We start from the raw sequence: 22,004 nt of genomic DNA on the forward strand, positions 1-22,004 counted from the left end.
GCCCGCACATGTTCTACGTGCGATCCACATCGCGTCAACACATACATCGGATGAATCTTCGGACAGCACCCGGCCACGTCGAGCGCATCAGCCGTCCGCAGACGGAAAATGGCCGCCCGGCGAACCGGGGCGGCCATTTTCCGTCGGCAGGCGATCGAGGTGGCTGATCAGTAGTGAACGAGTGCGCCCTTGGAACCCAAGAGATAACCGACCTTGTCCGCTCCGCCGGGCATCGCGGCACCTGCGAAGACGCCCTGGTAGTAGCCGTGAGCATGACCGGTGAGTTGGTAGCGGAACCGGCCGTCGGAGCCCGTGGTGACGTAGCCGAGGTACTTCGAGGCAGCGCTCTTCGTCTTGCGGTAGTAGACCTTGATCTTCATTTTCGGGAGCGGGCCGACGCCGTGGTCGTCGGTGAGGTAGCCGGTCAGGTAACGCTTGCCGCTCTGAGAGATCACCTTGCTGCCGGTGATGTAAGTCGACGCGTCGACCACGGCGGAAGCGGCGGGAAGCGACATCTGATCGGAGTTCTGGGCGGCGAGGTAGCGTCCCTGTGCGGGCGTCCGCACCTCCCAGTTCCCGCCGGCGGCCAGCACGCCCTTACCACCGGGCAGGAAGCCCGAGAGGTTCTTGAACTCGACCTCGCCGTAGGACTCGTATCCCGTGCTGTGCGAGCCGGTGGCGGTGCCGGTCGCCATCGTGATCCAGGTTTTCGAACCCTTCGGCTGGTACTGCAGGACGACCGGTCCGTTGTAGGCGGCGGTGCCGGCGTCGTCGGGTTCGTACGTCACGTCCGCGACGAACGAGAAGTGGCCGGGCTTCAGCGGCTGTTGTTCGGCCTTGAAATCGATGATCCGCACGGGATACGGGGAGTACGGCGTCACCAGGGGATCGGAGCACGCGTCCCGGACGAACGTTCCGTCGCGCTGGTCGACGCACGCCCTCGGAAGCGAAGAGTGCCAGGCATTCGCGGGGAAGGAGAACCGGCCGTCGGCGTCGGAGGCCACCCGCGAGGGCGCACCGGCGGCGTCGACGGGGTTCACGGTGTCGTACGGCGCCGGAGCCCAGGTGCCGTCGGGCGTCTGCACGGTGACCTGACCGGTCACGGTCATGGGCCCCTGCGGAGCGGCCAAGGCGGGCCCCTGCAGGGTGATCCTGGTCGGCAGGAGCGCGGCGGGCGCGACCTTGACGCCGCCCCAGGAAGCGAAGTGCGCGTCGTCGCCGGCGAAGCTCGCCTCGACGGCACCGGGGGCGAGGAGGGTGACCGGGAGTGAGAAGTCGCCGTTCTCGTCGGTGGTGGCGGTGCCCAGGGGCACGTTCGTCGCCATGAGCTCGTGGACCTGGACGGTGGCGCCTGGAACCGGTTGCGGCGTTTGACCCGCCGGGACGCGGGTCCGCAGCGTGCCATGGACCGTCTGCTGGAACTGCCCGTAGGCGATGGTCGCCGGCATGCCTGACAGGATCAGGTCGGTGGGTGTCTTCGTCGCGGCGCCGGCCGCGGTCGCGGAAAGCGCGGTGAGCGTCACGGCGGCGGCAGCGATACCGGCCTTGTGAAGAATGGGGGTGATGCGCACTGGACTCCGTTCTGGTGGCGTCGGTAAGCCCGATGATCATATACCGGTCGAAACGGCGATTGAGTGGCATCCTTCGCTATTACATATGCGCTACTCACCGAACACACAGTGCGATGTTCGGCTCGAACACGAAGGAGACGATGTGAGTTATCCACCGGCGCGCTACGAGGGCGAGCACGGCGAGGTCAGCGCCACTTACCGGCCGGCCGACCACGAGCCCGAGGTGACCTATCCGTCCGGCAACACCGTGCACTATCTGGCGACCAGCGCTTCGACAGACGGGCTGTTCGGCATGTACCGCTGGGAGTTCGGGCCGAAGCCCAGTGGCCCGAGCGCGCACTTCCACCGGTCGATCTCCGAGTCGTTCTACATCCTTAGTGGAACGGTCCGCATCTACGACGGCGAGCGCTGGATCGACACGGTTCCCGGCGATTACGTCCACGTCCCCGCGGGCGGCATCCACGCCTTCCGCAACGAATCCGGGGAACCGGCCTCGATGCTGCTGCATTTCTCCCCGGGCGCACCGCGCGAGGGCTACTTCGAGGGCCTCGCCGCGGGGCTCGGCGGATTGAGCGATGAGGAGCGCGCGGAGTTCTACCTGCGCCACGACAACCACTGGCTCTGACGCACTGCTCCGCACGACGGATCGGTCGTACGGGGGATGCCGCAAGATGGCTCTCACCGGCGATCCCCCGACGACCGGAGATCCCGAGGATTGCGGCATCGATCCACCGCACTCGGGAGTCACCGTGAACCTCGGAAAGGTCTCTTTCATCGCCGCGCCCGCGCTGATCGGCGCGTACGGGGTGGCCCGTCTGATCGACCGCCAGAGCCGCGCCGGCTGGACGTTCGGCCACCTGCTGATGCTCGCCGGTCTCGTGCTGTTCGCTCTGGTCATCGTCGAACTGCGCCGGCTCGCTCCGGGCCGGACCAGCACCTCGTTCGCCGCGATCGGCCTCATCGGGTTGGCCGCCTCGGTCGCGCAGATCGGCATCGACATCGTCGTCGGCCTGCTCGCCCGCGACGCCGCGGACAAGCAGCACATGTTCCAGCAGATCCAGGACGTCCCCGGCGTGCAGCCGGTCGTCTACACGGTCGTGCCGATCCTGTTCTACGTCGGGCTCCTCGGGCTGACCGTCGTGGCCGCGGTCGCGCGCTCGGCCGCCTGGTGGGCCCCGGTCCTGGTCCTGGCCGGTACGGTCGCCGCGGCGACGAACCTGGACTACATCCCCGTGGCCGGCGCCCTGTACGCCCTCGCACTCGCACCCATGGCCTTCCGCCGCCCCCGCCGCGCCGCCCACGCGATCGCGTGATGAGGGGGCTCGGCCACGAACCCGCCGGGACCGTCACCGCCGCCGCGCCGGACGCCCGCCGGCACCGTCACTGGCAGCGGGTCTCGCTCGAGCCGGGCGTGCCCGACTTCACCGGACCTCGGAGATGATGACCGCATGACCGCGCCCGACCCGAAGGCCTGGTGGGACCGCCTGCCCGCCGGGGCCCGGGCGTACGCCGCCGACGCGGCGGTCGCCCTGCTCGTCCTGGCCGTGTACTACGCCCCGCTGGCGATCCCCCGGGACCCGGAGGCCAAGCCCTTCTCCCCCTGGGCATGGGTGATCCTGGCGTGCTCCGCGCTACCGCTCCTCTTCCGGCGGAGGTTCCCCATCCTGTGCCTGCTCGCCATCGCCGCCTCGGTGATGGCGTACAACACGGTGGACCGGGTGCCGTCGCAACCGACCAGCTGGGGCATCCTGGTCGCGACCTACTCGATCGCGTGGGTCGGCCGGCGCTGGCAGCGGTACATCGTCTTGGCTCTGCTCATCGTGATGGGCGTGAGCACCGTGAAGAGCCCGACGACGGCGGCGATCGGCCTCCTCACCGGGATCGGCGCGCTCGTCCTGGGCACGCTCGCACAACGCCGGGAGCAGCGCCTGCAGGACCTCGCCTACCGAGCCGGGCAGTTGGAACGCGACAAGGAGGCGGAGGCCGTACGGGCGGTGACGACCGAACGGGCCCGGATCGCCCGGGACATGCACGACGTCCTCGCCCACGCCGTCAGCGTGATGGTCGTGCAGGCCGAGGCGGGGCCGGTGGCGGTCCGCACGATGCCGGACCGGGCGGAGAAGGCGTTCGACGCGATCGCCGCCGCGGGCCGGGACGCGATGACGCAGCTCCGCCGTACGCTCGGCATCCTCAAGGAGGAACAGGACACCGGCGTACGGGCGCCGCAGCCGACCGTCGCGGCCATCCCGTCGCTCGTGGCCCAGGTCGAGGAGACCGGACTGGCCGCGTCGTACTCGGTCTCCGGGTCGGGCCGGCTGACGGCCGACGCCGAGGTGGCCGCCTACCGGATCGTGCAGGAGGCCCTCACCAACACGCTCAAGCACGCGGCCGCCACCAAGGTCGCGGTCACCCTCGACTGGGGAGAGTCACTCGTGATCACTGTTCGCGACGACGGAACCGGCTCCGGCGCGCTCGCCGCCTCCGGCACGGTCGGCGGCTCCGGCACGCTCGGCAACTCTGGCACGGTCGGCGGCACCGGCACGCTCGGCAACTCTGGCACGGTCGGCGGCACCGCCACGCTCGGCAACTCTGGCACGCTCGGCGGCACCGCCACGCTCGGCAACTCTGGCACGCTCGGCGGCACCGCCACGCTCGGCAACTCTGGCACGCTCGGCGGCTCTGGCACGCTCGCTGGCTCCGGGACGCTCGGCGGCACCGGCACGGTCGGCGGCTCTGGCACGCTCGGCGGCACCGGCAACGGGCTCATCGGCATCCGCGAGCGCGCCGCAGCGTGCGGCGGCACCGCCTCCGCGCACGGCGACGCGGACGGCTTCACCGTCACCGCGACCCTGCCGGTGGTGGTCCCGTGACCATCGGCGTCGTCATCGCCGACGACCAGGAACTCGTGCGCAGCGGCTTCGCGATGATCCTGGACTCCCAGCCCGACTTCACGGTGGTGGCCGAGGCGTCGGACGGTGCCGAGGCGGTCGCCGCGGCGACCGAACACGCGCCGGACGTGGTGCTGCTCGACATCCGGATGCCGCACCTGGACGGCATCGAGGCGGCGCGGCTGATCTGCGCCCGTACCTCCAGCCGGGTGCTGATGCTGACGACGTTCGACCAGGACGACTACGTGTACGACGCGCTGTACGCGGGCGCGAGCGGGTTCCTGCTCAAGGACGTGCGCCGGGACGACCTCGTCCACGCCGTACGCGTCGTCGCGGCGGGCGAGTCTCTGCTGGCGCCCACGGTGACCCGCCGGTTGATCTCCGACCTGGTCGCGCGCCGGCCCCGCTCGGACGTCTCCCCCGCGACCGGCCTCGACGCGCTGACGAGCCGGGAGAAGGAGACGCTCGTCCTGCTCGGCCGGGGCCTGTCGAACTCCGAGATCGCCACCGCCATGGTCCTCAGCGAGCATACGGTCAAGACCCACGTGAGCAACGTGCTCAGCAAACTGGGCCTGCGCGACCGCGTCCAGGCCGTCATCGCCGCGTACGAGTCCGGCCTCATCGTCGCCGGCTCCGCCTGACCGCGCCGGCGCGCTCAGGCCACCGGAGCGCCCATCGGCGGCGGAGCGGTCGGCGGCGTGGGACGTGGTCTGTTCAGGGCGCCGGTGATGCTCTCCAGACCCCGGTTGACGCCGAGACCGGCCAGGACGATCAGTCCGGTGACCAGGCCCGACACCCAGAACGAGACGTCGTTGTAAACGATGAGGGTTCCGATGACCGCGACGACCGTGACGCCGAGAAGCGTGCCGAAGACGCCGGCCCGCCGCCCGAACACGCTCGTGCCGCCGAGCAGCACGGCGGCGAACGCCGACACGGTGAGGTTCGCGCCGCTCGTGGCGTCGGCCGCCTGAACGCGCATGAGCAGGGCGACACCGCCCAGCCCGGCGAGGAAGCTCGATCCGGTGAGCCCGGCGATGGCTCCCAGGCCGGACTGCATGCCGTTCCATCGGCCCGGGTCGCCGGGGCCCCGGCCGGCGCTGAGCCGCGTGCGTACGGCTGGGGTCAGCCACAGCGCGCCACCACCGACCGACACCAGGGCGAAGAGCGCGAACCACAGGGCGGTGGGGTAGCTTCCGTTCCCCAGGCGCAGCGGGATCATCTCGCCGTGGGTCAACCCGATGGTCGCCGCCTGCATGACGGTCGCCGCGCCGAACGTCGCCGCCCACGCCGGCACCGACATGACGGCGACGAGCAGGCCGAGTACGAGCCCGATGACGGTCGCGAGCAGGACCGCCGTGACCATGGCGACCGGTTTTCCCCAGCCGTGCTGGGTCACGAGAGAGGCGCTCAGCGCACCGCTGAACCCGAGGATCGGGCCGACGGCCAGGTTGGGTGAGGCGGTCCGCATCGAGAGCGCGAGCCCGGCGGCCGCCAGTCCGAGGTACCCGGCCTGGCCGAACGCGACGGTCAGATTCTGATGGGGCGTCATCGCCAGAGTCGCGACGATGAGCACGACGGCGATGACGGCGAGCGCGCCCTCCCAGATGAGATGGACGGCGAGGCGATCCCGCTCGACGGGACCGGTGGAAGGCCCGCCGTGCCGCGGCATGGCCGGCGGTCCGGGGGGCTCCGGTGGGGCGGGCCACGGTCCTGGCGGGGCACCCCACGGCCCCGGCCCGTACGACCACGGCGACGGACCCGGCGGACCGGCGTACGGTCCGCCGGGCGACTGCGGCGGACCGGCCGGGAGCTGCTGGGGTCCGGCGGGCGGATGCGGCGGACCAGGCGGAAGCGGCTGGGATCCGGGAGGCGGCTGCGGTGGACCGGCGGACTGCTGGGGTCCGGCGGGGGGATGCTGCGCCCCGAGCGCAGGCGGCGATCCGGGTGCCGGCCGGTCGGAAGAATCGGGAGTGGGTTCTTCGCTCGGTTCCGGCGCGTCGGGGGACTGACTCATGATCGCCTCCCAGGACCCCTGTGTAGCGCGGATTCTAATGAACGGAAGCGATCACCGATAGAGCCGTTTCAGGCCCCCGACGCGGGCTCAGGTGCCAGCGGTCGCCCATCAGGACGACGGTTCGCGCTTACCGCCCAGGATCCAGCTCAGGTTGACCGTGCGGAACGCGATCGAGCGGTGTGATGAGGTGCTGTTCACGTTCTCGTTGACCTCGACCAGAGCGCCGACACGGTTGTTCGCGAGCGTCGCCATGCTGGAGTAGCCCCCTTCCTGATAGGAGCTGCTCTGGCCGGGCAGCGGCGCGTCACCGAAGGCACGGGCGATCGGCCAGGATCGGCCGGCGTCGTAGCTGATGCGCACCGTCATCCTCGTCCGCGTCTTCGTGCTGGCCGAGTTCAGGAACACCAGCCGGGACGGTTTGCCGACGTTGTACCGCAACGTGGACGCACCACAGCCGTTCGTCGGCTCCAGCAGGGCCTTGTCCGGGGCGAACGCCGTGAAACCGCCCTCGATGGTCCCGCGGGCCACCAGCCGGCGCTTCGCGGTGACCCAGTACTTCTTGAGTGGCCGGTCGTTGCGGTACAGCGTGCCGTCGGCGAGCTCGGCGATCGTGGACTCGCCCGTCCGCTCCTGGTACGCCTTGGTGGACTTGTCGACGATGCGCCGCACCTTCCAGGTCTTGCCGTGGTCGTCGCTGTAGATGTCGCGGAACTGCGCCGAGACGATCAGCCGCCCGGGGTGGCTCACGGTCGTCTGGATACCGGTCCCCGGGCCGATGGCGTCCCACGCCCACGTCTTGCCGTTGGCGAGCTTCTTCGGCTTGAGCCTGGCTGTCAGGTCGACGGGCTTGCTCCAGGTGAGGCCGTCGTCGCGGCTGCTCGACAGGTAGACCTTCCGCTGCCCCCACTGCGTGATCTTCGTCGTGCCGTGCCCGCCGGTCTCGCTGTAGTGGGCCGGATTCCACGACATGAAGAGCCAGATCGTGCCGCTGCGCAGGTCCGCCACGGGAGTGGGGTTCCCCCATGTGCCGGCGCCCGACCCGATGACCCGCCGCAGCGAGGACCAGGAGGCGCCGCTGTCGGTGGAACGTTTGTAGACGAGGTCGATGTCGCCGTAGTCGGCGCTGCCCTTCACCCTGCCCTCGGCGAAGGCGAGGACCGTGTTCTTCTTGGTGCGCACCAGCGCCGGGATGCGGAACGAGTGGTACTTGACCCCGCCGACCGCCTCGCGCCCGCCGTCGAACAGGACCCGTTCCGAGTGACGTTGCGCGTCGCCCACGGCCGAGCGGGCCGCAGCAGCCTGATCCGATCCGGTTCCGACGATCGCGACCGCGACCCCGGCCGTCACCACCCCGGCCGCCGCCAACGCAGCGACGCCCTGGCGTCGCGCCGTATCCCTGGTGACCGCCCTCATCCGCATGGCCGCCCGCCCCCCGGTTTGATCATCACGAAGTTTCACGACTCCATGATCGATAAGCCGGATGCCCGTCCTGCGTCTGGGGCCCGGCTTGCCTCCGCCGTCAGGCCGCGGGGATGCCGAACTCGGCACGGTCGACGTCGATCAGTTCGCCCAGAAGCGCGATGGTCGCGTCGGCCAGGTCCCTCACGGCGGCGTCGGCGGCCGGTGACTCGCTCTCGAATGCGCGCTGGACGGTTCGCGCGAGGAGGTCGGCCCGCTGCTCGGGATCGTCCACGGACGGAACGCCTTCGGCCCGCAGGAAGCCCTCGAAGGTCGCCTGATAGGCGAAGCCGGCCTCCTCGACGCTCATGTCGTCGCGCAGCAGGCCGTCCCGGGCGAGCAGCCGGAAGTATCCGTGCATCGCGCTGCTGTGCCGCTCGTCGCGGGTGGTGTCGGGTGCGCTGGTCAGCCTGCCGAGCAGCTCGGGGTCACCCAGCAGGAAGCGGCGCAGCAGCGGCCGGTTCGCGATGGCCAGGAAGTACGTGCGGGCGAAGCGGTGCAGCAGGCACGTCCGGGGATCCTGCCGCAGGGCCTGGCACAGCTCGTCCACCGCGTAGAGCACCTCGCGCGCGAACACCGCGCTGAACAGTTGCTCGCGCGCTTTCCAGTGCAGGTAGACGGTGCCCTTGCCGATGCCGGCCCCGGCGGCCACGTCGTCGATGGTCACCCGCCGGTAGCCGTGGCGCAGCAGCAGGTCGGCCGCCGCGTCGAGGATCCTCGCGGCTCGTTCGGCTCGCTGCCGGGGATCCCGGAGTCGTTCGGTGGGGGCGCTCACCCGCGGACCATATGACCAGATGGCGAATCGCGTCAATCTTCGCTTAGTTGGAGCGGTGGGGCTGGGTCATGGGGCGCGGGTGAGGAGTTCCATCGCGTGGTGGTCGGGGTCGTCGAAGTAGACGCCGCGGCCGCCCCAACGGTGGTTGATGTGGCCGGGTCGGCCGCCGCCGGGCTCGGCGTAATAGGCGAGGCCCTGGTCTCGGATCCGGGCGAAGGCGGCGTCGAATTCGTCTTCGTCGACGAGGAAGGCGTAGTGCTGGGGCTGGGGTTGGTCGACGGTCATGTAGTCGAGGGTCACTCCGTTGGCGAGGTGCAGTGGCACGAACGGGCCGAACTCTTCGCCGACGGGCAGGTCGAGGATGGCGGCGAGGAAACGGGCGGAGGCGTACTTGTCACGGGCCCGGACGATGGTGTGGTCGAGCTGGATGGACATCGACTTCTCTCCTTAGTGCGGGTTCGTCCGCCCGCGCTGGGCGGGTCGTGGTGCGGGGATGAGGAGGTACACGAGCACGGCCATGACGGCGAGGAGACCGGTGGCCCAGGTGGTCGCCGTCGCGTACCCGTGGACGAGGGCCGTCTCGTATCGGGTCGCGGTGGGAGTGTGGGTGGCGAGGTAGGTGGTGGTGGCGCCGACCGCGAGGGTGTTCAGGATGGCCGTGCCGATGGAGCCGCCGACCTGGGTGGCGGCGTTGATCACGGCCGACGCCACGCCCGCGTCGCGTTGGGTGACGCCGCGGATCGCGAGCTGGAACGCCGGTGGGAACAGCGCGCCCATGCCCACGCCGATGAGCACTTCGGCCGGCAGGATGATCGCGAGATATCCGCTGTGCGGTGTCAGTCGGGTCATGAGGCCCAGTCCGGCGGCGGCGACCAGCAGCCCACCTGCGATCAGGATCCGCGACGGGAGGTGCGGCATCAGTCGGTTGCCCAGTTGGTAGCCGCTGAGCGCGTTCGCCAGCGTCATCGGCAGCACGCCCAGCCCGGCGCGTACCGGTGAATAGTGCAGCACCACCTGGAGGTGGTAGGTCAGCGTCAGGAACATCCCGAACGCTCCGACGACCGCCGTGGCGGTGCCGAGGTAGGCACCGGCGCGGCCGCGATCGGCGAGGATGCGTAGCGGGAGCAACGGGTCGGTGATCCGAGACTGCCGCAGCCCGAACACGCCCACCATGGCCACCCCGCCGATCACTGCGCCGAGCACGAGCGGCTGCGTCCAGCCGTGCACGGCGGCCTGGCCGCATCCGAACACCACGGCCGCGAGTCCGCCGGTGACCAGGACGGCAGAGCTCGCGTCGAGACCCGCGGATCCGGATCGGGGTGGAGCGGGGAGTACGACGCGGCCGGCGGCCAGCACGGCGCCGGCGATGGCGACGTTGACGAACAGGCACCACCGCCAATCCAGGTAATCGGTGATGACGCCGCCGAGCAGCAGCCCTGTTGCCGCCCCGCTGCTGGCGACCGCTCCGTAGATCGCGAACGCCCGGGTCCGCTCCCGCTGTTCGGTGAACGTGACCGCGAGCAACGACAGCACGGTCGGCGCGATCAGCGCGGCGAACGCCCCTTGCAGGGCACGTCCCACGGCGAGGACGAGCAGTGTGGGCGCCAGCCCGGCCGCCAGTGAGGCGAGCCCGAACCCGGCCAGACCGATCTGGAAGGCTCGGCGCCTGCCGATGGTGTCGGCCACCCGCCCGCCGAACAGCAGCAGGCCGGCGAAACACACCGTGTAGGCGGTCACCACCCACTGCCGCTGAGCGTCACTGAACCCCAAGGCGCGCTGGGCCGAGGGCAGCGCGATGTTCACGATCGTCGCGTCCAGCGCGGTCATCAACTGTGCGGCGGCGATCACGCCGAGCGCGAACCAGCGCCGCTCCGGCCTGCCTGGCCCGCGCAGTCCGGTCCCACCGGTCGCCTGCACACCGGTCATCTCACTCTCCCTTAAACGAAGGGGTGTCCTCCGGAACAATAAACGAAGGATTTCCCTCCGTCTAGTGCTAGAGTCGGAGCACGCTCGGGAGAGGGAGGGGCGGATGCGAGCCGACGCGCGCCGCAACTACGAACGATTGCTCGAGGTGGCCCGAGATGTGTTCGTCGAGCAGGGCCCGAGCGCGTCGCTTGAGGAGATCGCCCGACGCGCCGAGGTCGGGATCGCCACGCTGTACCGGCGCTTCACCGATCGCGACACGCTCATGCACACCGTCGTCCTCACGGCACTGAACGGGACGATCGAGGCCGCGGAGCGGGCCCGCCAGGACAACTCAGACCCGCTCGACGCGCTGGCCGCCTACGTGCACGCCGTGTTGGACCTGCGGACCTCAGCGGTGATCCCGACGCTCCTGACCGTGCTCGATCTGAACGAACCGCGACTCAAGGCCGCCCGCGCCACCTCGGCACGGCTCGTCGAGGAGCTGCTGGCGGAGGCGCACAAGACCGGCAGGCTCCGCAAAGACGTGACCTTCGGCGATATCGGACTCCTGCTCACCCGGTTGTCACGGCCGCTGCCCGGACCGATCCCCGCCGAGACCCAGCACGCCCTCACCCACCGACACGCCACCCTGTTCCTCGCCGGACTACGCGCCGACCCGACCGCACCGCCCCTCGGCGGCCCCGCCCTGGAACTGGACGACCTGCAACGATTCCAGCAGGACACCTAACGCGCCCTGGCCGGATCACCGACGTCGACTATGCGGACCGGCTGCGGTCCGCGCCGATGGCGACGCCGACGATCACGCAGGGCTCGGTGCCGTGGTTGCGCCAGGCGTGCCGGGTGCCGTTCTGGATGACCACGTCGCCGGCCCGCAACACGGTCTGATCGCCGTCGTCGAGCTCCAGTGCGACCTCGCCCGAGACGACAAGGACGTAGTCGAGGCTGTCGGTGGTGTGCATCCCCGGGGCGTCGGGCTCCATCGCGGCCATCGCGCCCGGCATCTGCCGCTCCACCTCGTCCAGGGCCGCGGCCATATCCAGATCCACAGGGAGAACCAGCTCACCCGGCGGGATCGTGTTGATCATGAAGCGCGATCCGTCTCGGGGCGGGTACCACGCCTCGGCGCGGCACGGCGAGCCGTCGTCCGGGAACGTGGGTCGCTCGTCCCGGCCCCACAGCCGGTAGGCCGCATAGCCGGGCATCAGCTCGGAAGTGATGGGCTCGACATCACGGTCGTCGACCACGCGGGCGTTGCCCTCGGCGTCGTGCCCGGTGACCACTCGGCGAATCTTCGGGTGCCCCATCAACCGCCCCTTAATACGGTAGCGTATTAATACGCTACCGTATCCTTCGCTGGTGAACCCGTCAATGACGTCGGCGTACGCTGTTGCCCGTGGTGAACGGGTCGACCCGGCTTTCCGCCCAGGACTGGGCGCTGGCCGCACTGAAGGCGATGGCGGACGGCGGGCTGGCCGCGGTCGCGGTCGAACCGTTGGCGCGGACGCTCGGCGTGACCAAGGGCAGTTTCTACGCGCACTACCGGAACCGGGACGAGCTGATCGCCGCGGCACTCGCGGAGTGGGTACGAAGTCATGGCGAGGGGGGACTCGCCGAGTTCGCCGCGATCGCCGATCCGGCACAGCGGTTGCGCGAGTTGCTCACCGCTGTCGTACAGGCCGTCCAGCCGCTGGCGCCATCGGTGCACCTGAGCCTGCTCGGCGACCGCAACGACCCCCGGGTCAGGGACGCGGTTCACCAGGTGAATCAGGCCCGGCTGGAGCTCCTGGCTCGTACCTACCGCGAGCTCGGCCTGCCGCCGGACCGGGCGGCGTCTCGGGCCCGGGTCGCCTACGCGGCCATCCTCGGGCTGCTGCACCTGGCACAGACCGATCCGGACGCCCCGCACTCCGCCGTACTCGCCGACGAGGCGACCACGGTCTTCCTGCCGTCATGACGATGCACGCCGGCCGAGGCCGGTTTGCCCCGGGAGGACGAGGACTGGCAGCGTACGTCGGCATGAGTGAGGATCGCGATTCCGCGCTGGAGCAGGCCGTACGGCTCCGGGAGGAGGGGCAGGCCGAGCAGGCCCGCGTACGGTTGCTGGCCCTGGCGGAGCGGTATCCCGACGACGCCGAGATCTCCTATCAGACCGCGTGGGCGCACGACGTACTCGAGTTGGAGGCCGAGGCGGCCCCCTTCTACGAGCGGGCGCTGAGCGGTTCCGGCCTGTCGGCCGAGGACCGGCACGGGGCGTTCCTCGGGTTGGGCAGTACGTACCGGGTGCTGGGTCGCCATGAGCCGTCGGCGGCGACGTTCCGCCGAGGCTTGGAGGAGTTTCCGGGGGACGCGGCGCTGACCGCCTTCCTCGCGATGACCTCGTACAACCTCGGTTCCTCCCGCGACGCGGTGGGGAGCCTGCTCAAGGTCCTGGCCGCGACCAGCGGCGACCCCCGGGTCCAGTCGTACCGCCGGGCCATCGAGTACTACGCCGACCATCTCGACGAGATCCTTTAGACGATCGATTCCAGGGATCCGACCAGCGATCAACTGGGGTGGGTCAGCGTCCGGTGGCACCGTCGATGAGTTCGCGCAGGATGTCGGCGTGCCCGGCGTGGCGCCCGGCTTCCTCGATCAGGTGGGTGAGGGTCCAGCGCAGGGACGGTGCCGGGCCGGGCCGACCGCCCGGGCGCGGTCCGGCCGTGGCGAGGTCGGGACAGGCGGCGATCACCTCGTTCGCGCGGGCCGAGGTTTCCCGGTAGGCGAGGAGAATGCCGTCGGCGCTTTCGTCCGGTTCCGGGCGGAAGGTGGCTTCCCAGTCGGTGACCGGTTGGGCGAGCAACCAGTGGCGTTCGACGTGGGTGAGGTGCTTGACGAGGCCGAGCAGGTTCGTTCCCGACGCCACGCCGGGCGTACGGACCTGGGGTTCCGGGACGCCGTGCGCCTTGGCGATCACCGAGGCGCGCAGGTAGTCGAGGAAGCCCAGCAGTACGTCTTTCTCTTCCGGTCCGGTCTTCGGGGGGCCGGTGTCGCGACGGTGCTCGGCGGAACGGGGTGTTGGTGGCATGGTCGTCCTCTCGGATCAGGGGAGCAGGGCGGGGGTCAGGCTGCCGTACGGCGGATGACCAGCACGTGGTCGACGACGGTCGCGGTCTGACCGTCCGGTCCCGTCGCGCGCCGCCGGGGCATGTCCGCGCGCTCGACCTGCCACTGGACCGGGTCGAGGGCCAGTTCGGCGGACACCTCGTCCGGTGTGGGGTAGTGGATCCCCGGGTCCTGGTTCCAGGACCAGGGTGCCGTGGAGCCGTGGTCGACGACCACGAGCCGCCCGCCGGGGCGCAGCGCGTGCGCGGCGGTGCACAGAACCCGGCTCCGCGGCAACGCGAACATTGTCTGGAAGTACTGGGCGGACACCAGGTCGAAGCCGCCCTCGGGGAAGTCCTTGGCCAGGTCGACGCATTCCACCGACATCAACGCGTGCAGGCCGCGCGCCTGGGCGTTCTCGGCGAGGCGACGTACGGCGTTGGCGGAGATATCGACCGCGGTGACCCGCCACCCGCGATCGGCCAGCCAGAGCGCGTCACCGCCGGCCCCGCAGCCCAGGTCCAGGGCGGTGCCCGGGGTGAGGCTTCCTGCGATCTCGGCGAGCAGGGGGTTCGGCCGGCCGGTCTCGGTAGGGCGGGGAGCGCGGTAGTGCTCGTCCCAGAAGCGGGCGGCGTCGGCGCCCTGCGTCGTGCCGGTGGAGTCCGGGCCCATTGGTGATTTCTCCCTCGTGCCGGTCGTCGGGTACGGCGACCACCCTCACCTGGAGCCGCCGCCGATGGCACGAAAACTTGCTAAATCGGCAAGTCTGGAGGCGTGAGCGAGGAGATCAAGGGCGTGCTGGACGCGGTCGGGCCGCGACCGCGCATCAGCGCCGGTCGTTGTACTCCGGGGCGTTGAAGCCGTACGCCAGATATCGTCCCGGCGACCCGAACTCCTGTGTCACACGATCAGGGCCACTTGGGTAGCAGCTCGAACCAGACCGCCTTTCCGTGTGCGGTGGGGTGCCAGCCGGCGTCGGAGGACAGCGCGCCGACGATGAGGAGGCCGCGTCCGCTCGTGGCGTCGAGCGCCGGGTCCTTGGCGGCCGGAGGCTCGGTGGACGGATCGTGGACCTCGACGCGCAACCGGTCGCCGTCCCGGATCAGCAGGAGCCGCAGCGTCGACCCCGGCATCGCGGCGGCGTAGCGGACCGCGTTGGTGACGAGCTCGCAGCCGAGCAGTTCGGCCGTGTCGACGGCGTCGGGGATCCCCCACGCGAGAGAGACCGCCGTGAGAAAACGGCGGGCGGGCGTCGCCGATTCGGGTCTTATCGGGAGTCGTATCTCCCCCAGCAGCACTCCCCTAATCTCCCCGCGCTCCCATGCGGTACGACGTTCTTCTACCCGGCGCATGACCCGCACCGCCCCTCGCGATCTCTGATTCCGTCGATTCGTCACCATCCTGACCACAGATAACTACGCTTGGTGTTGGCATCGATACCCAGCACGGAATGCATTTCACTTCGCGAATTCGGGATGCACTGAAGCGAGGCTCCGTGAACCCCCCGGAAAGCAGTACAGAAAGGGACATAGATGCGCAGTCCAACGCTGATCGCGCTCGGTTCCGAACTACGCCGCTACCGGCTCGCCGCCGGCAACATGACCCAGGGCCACCTCGCCAAGCTGATCAACTACTCGGAGGGGATGATCAGCAACGTCGAGACCGCCCAGAAGGTCCCCCGCCGCGACTTCGTCGAACGCTGCGACCAGGCCCTCAAGACCGGCGGAACCCTCATGGTCCTCCACGGCCTCCTCAAACACGAGACCCACCCGGTCCAGTCGTTCGCTCACTACGTCGAAGCGGAGCGTCAGGCCTCAGGCATCCATATGTGGGATGTCGTCGTAGTCCCGGGCATCTTCCAGACCCCGGAGTACGCCCGCGCCCTGCTCACGGCGGGCCTACCGGCCGCCCGACCCGAAGTCATCGACGATCTGGTCACCGCGCGGATCGAACGCCAGGAGATCCTCAATCGCGATAAGCCACCCATGCTGTGGGCGATCATCGACGAGTCGGTCATCCGCCGCGCAATCGGCGGCAAAGAAACACAGCACGCCCAACTCGACAGACTGGCCGAACTGGCGAACCGGCCGAGAATCAACATACAGCTGATCCCTCACACAACCGGGGCGCACGCGGGCCTAACCTCAAGCTTCTTAATTCTTAGCTTCAACGACTCCTCAGACCTGGCTTACAGTGAAGATCCAGCAAGCAATCACCTCCACGAGAAGCCAGAACTGGTTAAGACGATGTCCGAAACCTACGAGGCCCTGCGCGTCGTAGCGTTGCCGGTATCCGCGTCCTTGGATCTAATCCGGCAGGTTCAGGAGGAGCTGTGAACCAGCAGAACGTTGAGTGGCGTAAGTCGCACCGCTCCGGCGCAAACGGTGGGACGTGCGTTGAGGTCGCCGTCGTCACCACCCAGCCATGATCGGCGGAGCGACACTCATGCCGATCACGAGCGATTGGCGTAAGTCGAGCCACTCTGGCGCCAACGGTGGCGAGTGCATCGAAGTCGCCGTCGTCACCACCCGACCATGATCGGCAGAGTGATGTCCATGCCGATCCGCGACTGGCGGAAGTCGAGCAGGTCTGGCGCCAATGGCGGTCAATGCGTCGAGGTCGCCGTCATCGCCGTCCGAGCCTGACGGTCTCTCGGTCGGAGATGACGGCGTGGTCTCTGGAATGGGACCGGATTAGACGCCGGTGCGCCCGTCGACGAGTTCGCGCACGATGTCGAGGTGGCCGTTGTGGCGGGAGATCTCCTCGATGAGGTGGAGAACGATCCACCGGAGGTCCGCGTGGCTGCCGTCCCGGAACGGCCGGCTCGCCTTGGAATCCAGGTCGTGGTCGGACAGCAGGCGGCGGTAGCGGGCGCTCTGCTCCTCGTACTCGGCAAGGAGGCGGGGCAGCGGGATGTCCTGCGCCTGCCGCATCTCGGGGTCGGGGTCCTCGTCGGTGGCCTCTGTGAGGGGGCCCTCGGGCTCCTCGCCCAGGAACATCACCTGGAACCAGTGGTACTCGACCCAGCGGAGATGGCCGATCAGGCCGCACATCGTCATCAGCGGTGAGTTCGGAAGCGGGGCCTTGCGGGCGTCCTCCGCAGACAGTCCCTCGCACTTCGCACGTGCCGTGTCACGCGCATAGTCGAGGAAAGTGGTCAGCTGCGTGCGCTCGTCCCAGGCGGGAGGCGTGTCGGTGCGTCGCGTCATCGCCCGCAGCCTCCCGCAACTCGAATGCGGTGTCGAATGGAATACGGCCAAGGCAGGCCGGATCGACAACGACTCGCCGCTGGTGCACCACGCCGACTGACGCGAGTTAGCCGACCCGTCACATCCATCCTCCGGGATCCGTCATAGCGGCGGAACCCATCGAAGATCGAGGAAGGAACCCGTCATGACGACCGAGTCGCGGCTGCCCAACCCCGTCAAGCTCGTCCCCGAGTTCGGGCCGGTCACCGGCGCCCTGTTCAAGGCCACCGGGAACGGTACGGTCCCGCAGACCACCATCAGCCTGATGCAACTGCGCGCCGGCCAGATCGTGGGCAACACCTACCTGACCGTCCTGCACACCGGCAGCCTGCGTAAGGCCGGGGAGTCCGAAGAGCGCATTACCGCCGTGGCGACCTGGAAGGACGCGCCGTACTTCACCGAGGCCGAGCGTGTCGCACTGGCGCTGGTCGAGGCCGTGTACACCCCGAACCCGCGCGGCGAGCGCGTCTCTGACGAGCTCTATGCCCTGGCGTCCGAGCACTACGACGACAAGGCTCTCGCCACGCTTGCCATCGCGATCGGCCAGGTCGGTTTCTTCGTCCCCCTCGCCCTCATCGGCAGGCCGCTCCCCGGCAAGTCCCCCGCGGAGCAGTGGCGGGACTGAGTACCGACCCGCACAAGATGGCGAGCGGATCGTCGTCGTCCTGTGCGGGGCCGGCATCGACCCCGGCGACCTGATTCAGCCACCGAAAGGACGTCGGCCGGGAAGGCCGCGCAGAGGCGTGGATCGATGCCGCGTCCGTACCGCTCCAGAATGAGCCCGAGACCGTCTCCAGCGGGGTTGCCGATCGGAGGTGGCCTCCGTATCGTGACCCGAAACCACAATCGGAGGTTACCTCCGCTTAATCCCAAGGGGGGCGGTCATGACCGTGGAGGAGACTCGGCGACGGCTCGGCCGGTTCGGCGTGTGGATCCCGCCGCAGACACTGCTCGTGACCCCCGTCGCGGTGCAGCGGCGGGAGTTCGCCCGGATCGAGCGCCTCGGGTACGGCTCGCTGTGGAGCGGTGAGCCGCCGGCGACCTCCCCGGGTGTGAGCCGTGACGCACTCGTCCAGCACGGGCTGATGCTGGCCGCCACGGAACGGATCGTCGTCGGCACGGGGATCGCCAACATCGGGATGCGCGACCCGGTCGCCATGCACACGGGCGCGGCCACTCTGGCGGAGGCGTACCCCGGCCGGTTCATCCTCGGCCTCGGCGGCCAGAGCGGCGACCGGCCACTCGCTCGGCTCGGTGAATACCTCGACGCGATGGACGCGGCCGCCGAGCGGCTGCTACCCGACGTCCGATACCCGCGCATCCTCGCCGCCCTCGGCCCGAAGGCGCATCGGCTGGCCGCCGAGCGCGCGGACGGCGTGCACCCGTTCCTCCAGCCGGTCGAGCACACGGCGAACGCACGGGCGGCCCTGGGCTCCGGCCAACTGCTGATCCCGCATCAGGCGGTCGTCCTCGACACCGACCCGGCGTCCGCACGTGGCCGGTTGCGCGCCATGTTCGGGACCGCCCGGCGTGGCGTCGACTCCCCCTACACGCGGCACTACCGGCGACTGGGGTACGGCGACGAGGATCTTGCGGGTGACCGGAGTGACCGGCTCATCGACGCGATCCTCGCCTGGGGCGACGAGACGGCGATCGCCCAGCGGCTCCGCGCCCACCTGGACGCCGGCGCCGACCATGTACTCGTCCATCCGTTCGCCGCGGATCTACCGGCGATGGTCGACCAGCTCGAAAGGCTCGCGAACCCGCTGGCCCTGTAGGCGGAATGCCTTGATCAAGTGCGCGCCGCCAGGGATTCGGGCCCCGGGTCGCCGGTCGCGTGGTCGTGGCGGGCGCGCGCGTGGCGGATGTCGTCACGGTGCGCCACAGCCCATTCGTGGAGCGCGGCGATCGGGGTGAGCAGCGTGCACCCCAGGTCGGTGAGTTCGTAGTCGACGCGTGGCGGCACGGTCGGGTAAGCGGTGCGGCCGACCAGGCCGTCGCGGACCAGTGCGCGCAGGGTCAGGGTCAGCATCCGCTGGCTGATTCCGTCGATCTCGGCACGGCGGCCGCCAAGGAGCAGTTCGCGTCATCAGGCAACGTTCGCCCTGTCTATGTCCACCTGTGATCACGCCGCCGATGAGTTTCAGGGACGATCCCGGTCAACAAGGCTGTACATGGGTTAAGGAAGGTGAGTAAGGATGGGGAAGGTGCTCTGGCACACGATGTTGAGCCTGGACGGCTTCATCGCGGGACCGGACGATGACATGGGATGGGCATTTGGCGTCGATGGTGGGCCAGGCCAGACCGCCGACGAGGTTGTCCGATCGACGGGAGCGTTGCTGGTCGGCCGGCGTACGCAGGATGTCGAGGATCGCCTGCAACCGGGTTTCTACGGAGGCGCCTTTCGCGGGCCGTTCTTTGTACTGCGCCACGATCCGCCGGCGCAACCTCCTGTCGTGAAGGGTGTGACCGGCCAGTTCCTCGATATGGGCATCGAGCAGGCGGTGACGCTTGCCAAGAAGGCCGCCGATGGTGCGAACGTAGTCATCCTTGGCGCCAACGTCGCCCGGCAGTGTCTCGCGGCCGGGCTCCTGAATGAGATCATCGTGCATATCGCTCCGGTCCTCGTCGGCGAGGGCGTTCGCCTCTTTGAGAGCGCCGGTGGCGCTCCGATCAAGCTCGAGGCGGTCTCTTCCCACGCGGAGGGCGAGACCACGGTGCTTCGCTACGCGGTGCGTCAGACGCCAGAGGAACGACGGTGAGGCAAGTCAGTCCTGCCTTACCTTGGAACAAGCACGCCGCGGGCGAACGCCTCTGCGAGGTAGTCAATAGGGCGAACGCTGCCTGATGCGGCACTAGAGCGTGTCCTGTGGATCAAGGACTAGGCCAGCCGCGGCAGTGCCCTTGCCCGCCGTGGCTGCGCGCCGAGAAGCCGGGTGGAGGGTCAGGCGCGCAGGGTACGTACGGCGAGCAGGGTCAGCCATGCCCAGCCGATGGTGATCGAGATGCGCTGGATCAGTCCGCCTAGATCGACCAGGTTTTTCTCTTGGGCGAATGCGGTGCCGGCTAGCACCATCGTTGCCGCGAAGAGCACGCCGCTTGCGATCGAGTAGATCGCCCATCCGCGCGTGCCCGACCAAGCGAGCACGATGCAGGCCGCGGCCAGTGCCACGAACCCGATGAGGGAGAAGAGGTCGTGGAGAGTTCCCTGTCTGGTGTTGTGCTGGAGCAGGTCGGGGGTTCCGGGAGGGTAGCCGCTCACCGGATCTGTCCGGAAGATCCCGGCGCACAGCAGGCCGATCGCCCACACACCGACGAGCAACGAGCCCCAGCGTGAGGTTCCGACACGCCACAGGCCCGCAGCGAAGGCCAGGGACAGCAGGCCCGCGACGATGAAGTTGGCGGTCTGGGTCCATCCGTGGTCGCCGAGGGCGAGCGAGCTGACCGGATGGCGTAGCGGCTTGTAGTGGGCACGGGTGGCGCCTTCTAGAAGGTACGCGGCGGTGAAGAGGGGACCGGCGGCCACCCCGCAGGCGAGCAGTATTCGATCAGCCACGCTGTCAACATAGGTTGACATCGACCATGTGTCAACCTATGTTGACGAGGCCCTGGGTTGGGACCGGTCTTGTAGATCAAGGGACTGGGTCTCGGAGCCAGATGCGGATAGAGGCGACGTCGATGGTGCCCTGGTAGATGCGGACTCGCTTGTCGAAGCGCATCGCGACGGCGCGAAACTGGCGGAGCTTGTTGAAGCAGCGCTCCACGGTGTTGCGGCCCTTGTACGCCTCGGGGTCGAAGGCGGGTGGGCGGCCTCCGGCGCTGCCGAGCTTGCGACGGCTGGCGGCCTGGTCCTTCTTGATGGGGATGACGGCTTTGATGCGGCGGCGGCGCAGGTAGGCGTGGTTGCCTTTGGAGGAGTAGGCCTTGTCGCCCATGGCTTTCACTGATCCACGGGACACGCCCTAGTGCCGCATCAGGCTACGCCAGCCCCTGCTGACGATATGGCGGAGTCGTTCTTCGCAGTTGTGGTTATCGCACCAGATGGACGCGAGGCGGATCAGCCCTCGGGGTGCACCACCCACTCGCCGAGTAGCGTCTCATGCAGCCAGGTCAGGGCCGCCTTGGTGCGGCAGCGGGCACACGCGTACGACCCGTCATCTCGGAGGAGCACGTCGTGCCCGCCGAACCAGCGGGTGCCGGTGTTCCGTCCCGGCTCTGGAGCGTAGAGATAGCCGGGGACGGCGAGCCGCTCGAAACGGCGCTCCACTTCGGCGACGCCGGCAGCGTCCCACCACAGAATGTCAAAGAGGGCTTCCTCGCCCATCGATTCCGACAGGGCCATCTCCACCCACGCCCACGACATGCTGGGCAGGTACGGTTCCCACTCCGTCATCGGATCGGGTGCCCGCCAGACCACGGGCGGGTCGGCCTGGCCGGTCAGGCGCGTTCCAACCTCTATGACGTACTCATGCTCTTCCTGGTAGACCAGTACCTTCCCCTCCGCATCGAGACGGAGCTCGTGCGGCAGGAGCAGGCGCATCTGGCGCCTCAGATCGTCACGCCGGCCGCAGAGCCGGTAGCCGTGGCGCAGGACCTCCGGTAGCACGATGCCCAGTCTCTGCTCCGCGCGCCGGATCTCAGCCTCGTCGCAGCCGTCGCCGTCGCGCAACGGCCGCGACCAGTGCTCGAAGAATTCCCGGATGAACCTCCAGGCCCCGGCGGCATCGTGCACCTGTCCCAGCCCGGCGCGCAGGTCGAAGGCGTTCCCCACGGGTGGGGACCTTAGCAACCACTGCCGACAGCCTCCACGGCCACGTCCTCTGTAGCCCTTGAAATCGCCGTCGATGTTGGCGTGGCCGAATTGGCCACAGACGCTGAAATCGGTGCCGGGGCGCACCTCGGTGGCGACGACCTGGTCGGTGTAGTTGGGCACCCCGAAAGAATGGCGTCGGGTCGAAGAAGGCCCCGGCCACTCTTTGTCATCGAGTGGACGCGATCAGTATTCAAAGGGAGCGCACCAACGCGCAGTAGGGAGAACGCCCT

At 69.2% G+C, this 22,004-nt stretch carries 29 protein-coding genes; 14 read left to right on the plus strand and 15 right to left on the minus strand.

Annotation, left to right across the window (positions count from 1 at the left end; all coding sequences use genetic code 11):
- Nucleotides 1-167 precede the first annotated feature (167 nt).
- Entirely contained in the window at nucleotides 168-1,571 is a 1,404-nt protein-coding gene (locus ACQP2O_RS52660; RefSeq protein ID WP_433177917.1) for a carboxypeptidase-like regulatory domain-containing protein, read from the minus strand.
- 142 nt (nucleotides 1,572-1,713) lie between these two features.
- On the opposite strand from ACQP2O_RS52660, the gene ACQP2O_RS52665 reads away from it, so the two are divergent.
- The 4 genes from ACQP2O_RS52665 to ACQP2O_RS52680 all read left to right on the plus strand — a co-directional run bounded on the left by ACQP2O_RS52665 (nucleotide 1,714) and on the right by ACQP2O_RS52680 (nucleotide 5,100).
- Complete coding sequence (locus ACQP2O_RS52665) at nucleotides 1,714-2,196, plus strand: cupin domain-containing protein (RefSeq protein ID WP_433177919.1); 483 nt, start codon at nucleotides 1,714-1,716, stop codon at nucleotides 2,194-2,196.
- 124 nt (nucleotides 2,197-2,320) lie between these two features.
- The gene (locus ACQP2O_RS52670) at nucleotides 2,321-2,884 is read left to right on the plus strand and encodes a hypothetical protein (protein WP_433177921.1); all 564 of its coding nucleotides are present in this window, start codon (nucleotides 2,321-2,323) and stop codon (nucleotides 2,882-2,884) included.
- Nucleotides 2,885-3,019: 135 nt separating this feature from the next.
- Entirely contained in the window at nucleotides 3,020-4,441 is a 1,422-nt protein-coding gene (locus tag ACQP2O_RS52675) for a sensor histidine kinase (RefSeq protein ID WP_433177923.1), read from the plus strand.
- Nucleotides 4,438-5,100, plus strand: coding sequence for a response regulator (locus ACQP2O_RS52680; protein WP_433177924.1), 663 nt, complete (start codon nucleotides 4,438-4,440; stop codon nucleotides 5,098-5,100). Before ACQP2O_RS52675 ends, ACQP2O_RS52680 begins: the two co-directional genes overlap by 4 nt.
- Before the next feature lie 14 nt (nucleotides 5,101-5,114).
- Here ACQP2O_RS52680 and ACQP2O_RS52685 read toward each other — a convergent pair whose 3' ends face one another.
- The 5 genes from ACQP2O_RS52685 to ACQP2O_RS52705 form a co-directional block, all read right to left on the minus strand.
- On the minus strand, nucleotides 5,115-6,128 hold the full coding sequence (locus tag ACQP2O_RS52685; protein ID WP_433177926.1) for an ABC transporter permease: 1,014 nt from the start codon (nucleotides 6,126-6,128) through the stop codon (nucleotides 5,115-5,117).
- A 453-nt stretch (nucleotides 6,129-6,581) separates the two neighbouring features.
- Nucleotides 6,582-7,931, minus strand: a complete 1,350-nt coding sequence (locus tag ACQP2O_RS52690) for a sialidase family protein (protein ID WP_433177928.1) — start codon at nucleotides 7,929-7,931, stop codon at nucleotides 6,582-6,584.
- A gap of 61 nt (nucleotides 7,932-7,992) precedes the next feature.
- Nucleotides 7,993-8,706, minus strand: coding sequence for a TetR/AcrR family transcriptional regulator (locus tag ACQP2O_RS52695; RefSeq protein ID WP_433177929.1), 714 nt, complete (start codon nucleotides 8,704-8,706; stop codon nucleotides 7,993-7,995).
- 66 nt (nucleotides 8,707-8,772) lie between these two features.
- Complete coding sequence (locus tag ACQP2O_RS52700; protein WP_433177931.1) at nucleotides 8,773-9,141, minus strand: VOC family protein; 369 nt, start codon at nucleotides 9,139-9,141, stop codon at nucleotides 8,773-8,775.
- A 12-nt stretch (nucleotides 9,142-9,153) separates the two neighbouring features.
- Nucleotides 9,154-10,632 carry an MFS transporter gene (locus ACQP2O_RS52705; protein ID WP_433177932.1) on the minus strand — a complete coding sequence of 493 codons (1,479 nt, stop codon included), beginning with the start codon at nucleotides 10,630-10,632 and terminating at the stop codon, nucleotides 9,154-9,156.
- 103 nt (nucleotides 10,633-10,735) lie between these two features.
- Between ACQP2O_RS52705 and ACQP2O_RS52710 the strand changes: the two genes are divergently transcribed.
- A complete protein-coding gene (locus ACQP2O_RS52710) occupies nucleotides 10,736-11,359 on the plus strand; it encodes a TetR/AcrR family transcriptional regulator (protein WP_433177934.1) in 624 nt (207 codons plus the stop codon).
- Between the two features lie 28 nt (nucleotides 11,360-11,387).
- Here ACQP2O_RS52710 and ACQP2O_RS52715 read toward each other — a convergent pair whose 3' ends face one another.
- Nucleotides 11,388-11,936, minus strand: coding sequence for a cupin domain-containing protein (locus ACQP2O_RS52715; RefSeq protein ID WP_433177936.1), 549 nt, complete (start codon nucleotides 11,934-11,936; stop codon nucleotides 11,388-11,390).
- An 89-nt stretch (nucleotides 11,937-12,025) separates the two neighbouring features.
- On the opposite strand from ACQP2O_RS52715, the gene ACQP2O_RS52720 reads away from it, so the two are divergent.
- Nucleotides 12,026-12,586 carry a TetR/AcrR family transcriptional regulator gene (locus tag ACQP2O_RS52720; RefSeq protein ID WP_433177938.1) on the plus strand — a complete coding sequence of 187 codons (561 nt, stop codon included), beginning with the start codon at nucleotides 12,026-12,028 and terminating at the stop codon, nucleotides 12,584-12,586.
- A gap of 62 nt (nucleotides 12,587-12,648) precedes the next feature.
- Nucleotides 12,649-13,146: a tetratricopeptide repeat protein gene (locus ACQP2O_RS52725; RefSeq protein ID WP_433177940.1), complete on the plus strand. Its 498-nt coding sequence runs from the start codon at nucleotides 12,649-12,651 to the stop codon at nucleotides 13,144-13,146.
- 43 nt (nucleotides 13,147-13,189) lie between these two features.
- On the opposite strand, the gene ACQP2O_RS52730 is transcribed toward ACQP2O_RS52725, so the two are convergent.
- The 3 genes from ACQP2O_RS52730 to ACQP2O_RS52740 all read right to left on the minus strand — a co-directional run bounded on the left by ACQP2O_RS52730 (nucleotide 13,190) and on the right by ACQP2O_RS52740 (nucleotide 15,011).
- On the minus strand, nucleotides 13,190-13,696 hold the full coding sequence (locus tag ACQP2O_RS52730) for a DinB family protein (protein WP_433177942.1): 507 nt from the start codon (nucleotides 13,694-13,696) through the stop codon (nucleotides 13,190-13,192).
- 35 nt (nucleotides 13,697-13,731) lie between these two features.
- Complete coding sequence (locus ACQP2O_RS52735) at nucleotides 13,732-14,385, minus strand: SAM-dependent methyltransferase (RefSeq protein WP_433177944.1); 654 nt, start codon at nucleotides 14,383-14,385, stop codon at nucleotides 13,732-13,734.
- 236 nt (nucleotides 14,386-14,621) lie between these two features.
- Nucleotides 14,622-15,011 (minus strand): ATP-binding protein, encoded by a 390-nt coding sequence (locus tag ACQP2O_RS52740; protein WP_433177946.1) that lies wholly within the window; start codon nucleotides 15,009-15,011, stop codon nucleotides 14,622-14,624.
- Nucleotides 15,012-15,245: 234 nt separating this feature from the next.
- Between ACQP2O_RS52740 and ACQP2O_RS52745 the strand changes: the two genes are divergently transcribed.
- Genes ACQP2O_RS52745 through ACQP2O_RS52760 form a run of 4 tightly spaced genes read left to right on the plus strand, consistent with a single transcriptional unit; the run spans nucleotide 15,246 to nucleotide 16,358 of the window.
- Entirely contained in the window at nucleotides 15,246-16,049 is an 804-nt protein-coding gene (locus tag ACQP2O_RS52745; RefSeq protein WP_433177948.1) for a helix-turn-helix domain-containing protein, read from the plus strand.
- Nucleotides 16,046-16,141 (plus strand): DUF397 domain-containing protein, encoded by a 96-nt coding sequence (locus tag ACQP2O_RS52750; RefSeq protein WP_433177950.1) that lies wholly within the window; start codon nucleotides 16,046-16,048, stop codon nucleotides 16,139-16,141. Before ACQP2O_RS52745 ends, ACQP2O_RS52750 begins: the two co-directional genes overlap by 4 nt.
- 17 nt (nucleotides 16,142-16,158) lie before the next feature.
- The gene (locus ACQP2O_RS52755; RefSeq protein ID WP_433177952.1) at nucleotides 16,159-16,251 is read left to right on the plus strand and encodes a DUF397 domain-containing protein; all 93 of its coding nucleotides are present in this window, start codon (nucleotides 16,159-16,161) and stop codon (nucleotides 16,249-16,251) included.
- 17 nt (nucleotides 16,252-16,268) lie between these two features.
- On the plus strand, nucleotides 16,269-16,358 hold the full coding sequence (locus ACQP2O_RS52760; RefSeq protein ID WP_433191495.1) for a DUF397 domain-containing protein: 90 nt from the start codon (nucleotides 16,269-16,271) through the stop codon (nucleotides 16,356-16,358).
- A 48-nt stretch (nucleotides 16,359-16,406) separates the two neighbouring features.
- On the opposite strand, the gene ACQP2O_RS52765 is transcribed toward ACQP2O_RS52760, so the two are convergent.
- Nucleotides 16,407-16,922: a DinB family protein gene (locus tag ACQP2O_RS52765; protein WP_433177954.1), complete on the minus strand. Its 516-nt coding sequence runs from the start codon at nucleotides 16,920-16,922 to the stop codon at nucleotides 16,407-16,409.
- A gap of 184 nt (nucleotides 16,923-17,106) precedes the next feature.
- Here ACQP2O_RS52765 and ACQP2O_RS52770 point away from each other — a divergent pair, with 184 nt between their 5' ends.
- The gene (locus ACQP2O_RS52770; protein WP_360891761.1) at nucleotides 17,107-17,586 is read left to right on the plus strand and encodes a carboxymuconolactone decarboxylase family protein; all 480 of its coding nucleotides are present in this window, start codon (nucleotides 17,107-17,109) and stop codon (nucleotides 17,584-17,586) included.
- Between the two features lie 259 nt (nucleotides 17,587-17,845).
- Entirely contained in the window at nucleotides 17,846-18,739 is an 894-nt protein-coding gene (locus ACQP2O_RS52775) for a TIGR03620 family F420-dependent LLM class oxidoreductase (RefSeq protein ID WP_433177956.1), read from the plus strand.
- A gap of 14 nt (nucleotides 18,740-18,753) precedes the next feature.
- Here the strand turns inward: ACQP2O_RS52775 and ACQP2O_RS52780 are convergent, their stop codons facing one another.
- Nucleotides 18,754-18,993, minus strand: a complete 240-nt coding sequence (locus ACQP2O_RS52780) for a winged helix-turn-helix transcriptional regulator (RefSeq protein ID WP_433177958.1) — start codon at nucleotides 18,991-18,993, stop codon at nucleotides 18,754-18,756.
- A 166-nt stretch (nucleotides 18,994-19,159) separates the two neighbouring features.
- On the opposite strand from ACQP2O_RS52780, the gene ACQP2O_RS52785 reads away from it, so the two are divergent.
- Entirely contained in the window at nucleotides 19,160-19,723 is a 564-nt protein-coding gene (locus tag ACQP2O_RS52785; RefSeq protein ID WP_433177960.1) for a dihydrofolate reductase family protein, read from the plus strand.
- A 182-nt stretch (nucleotides 19,724-19,905) separates the two neighbouring features.
- Here ACQP2O_RS52785 and ACQP2O_RS52790 read toward each other — a convergent pair whose 3' ends face one another.
- From ACQP2O_RS52790 to ACQP2O_RS52800, 3 genes are all read right to left on the minus strand, one after another.
- A complete protein-coding gene (locus ACQP2O_RS52790) occupies nucleotides 19,906-20,517 on the minus strand; it encodes a DUF998 domain-containing protein (protein ID WP_433177962.1) in 612 nt (203 codons plus the stop codon).
- Nucleotides 20,518-20,593: 76 nt separating this feature from the next.
- The gene (locus ACQP2O_RS52795; RefSeq protein WP_433191498.1) at nucleotides 20,594-20,896 is read right to left on the minus strand and encodes a transposase; all 303 of its coding nucleotides are present in this window, start codon (nucleotides 20,894-20,896) and stop codon (nucleotides 20,594-20,596) included.
- Nucleotides 20,897-21,018: 122 nt separating this feature from the next.
- Complete coding sequence (locus ACQP2O_RS52800; RefSeq protein ID WP_433177965.1) at nucleotides 21,019-21,894, minus strand: hypothetical protein; 876 nt, start codon at nucleotides 21,892-21,894, stop codon at nucleotides 21,019-21,021.
- Nucleotides 21,895-22,004 lie beyond the last annotated feature (110 nt).

Origin of the sequence: Actinoallomurus sp. CA-150999 (assembly GCF_050942425.1) — a bacterium.
Lineage (GTDB): Bacteria > Actinomycetota > Actinomycetes > Streptosporangiales > Streptosporangiaceae > Actinoallomurus.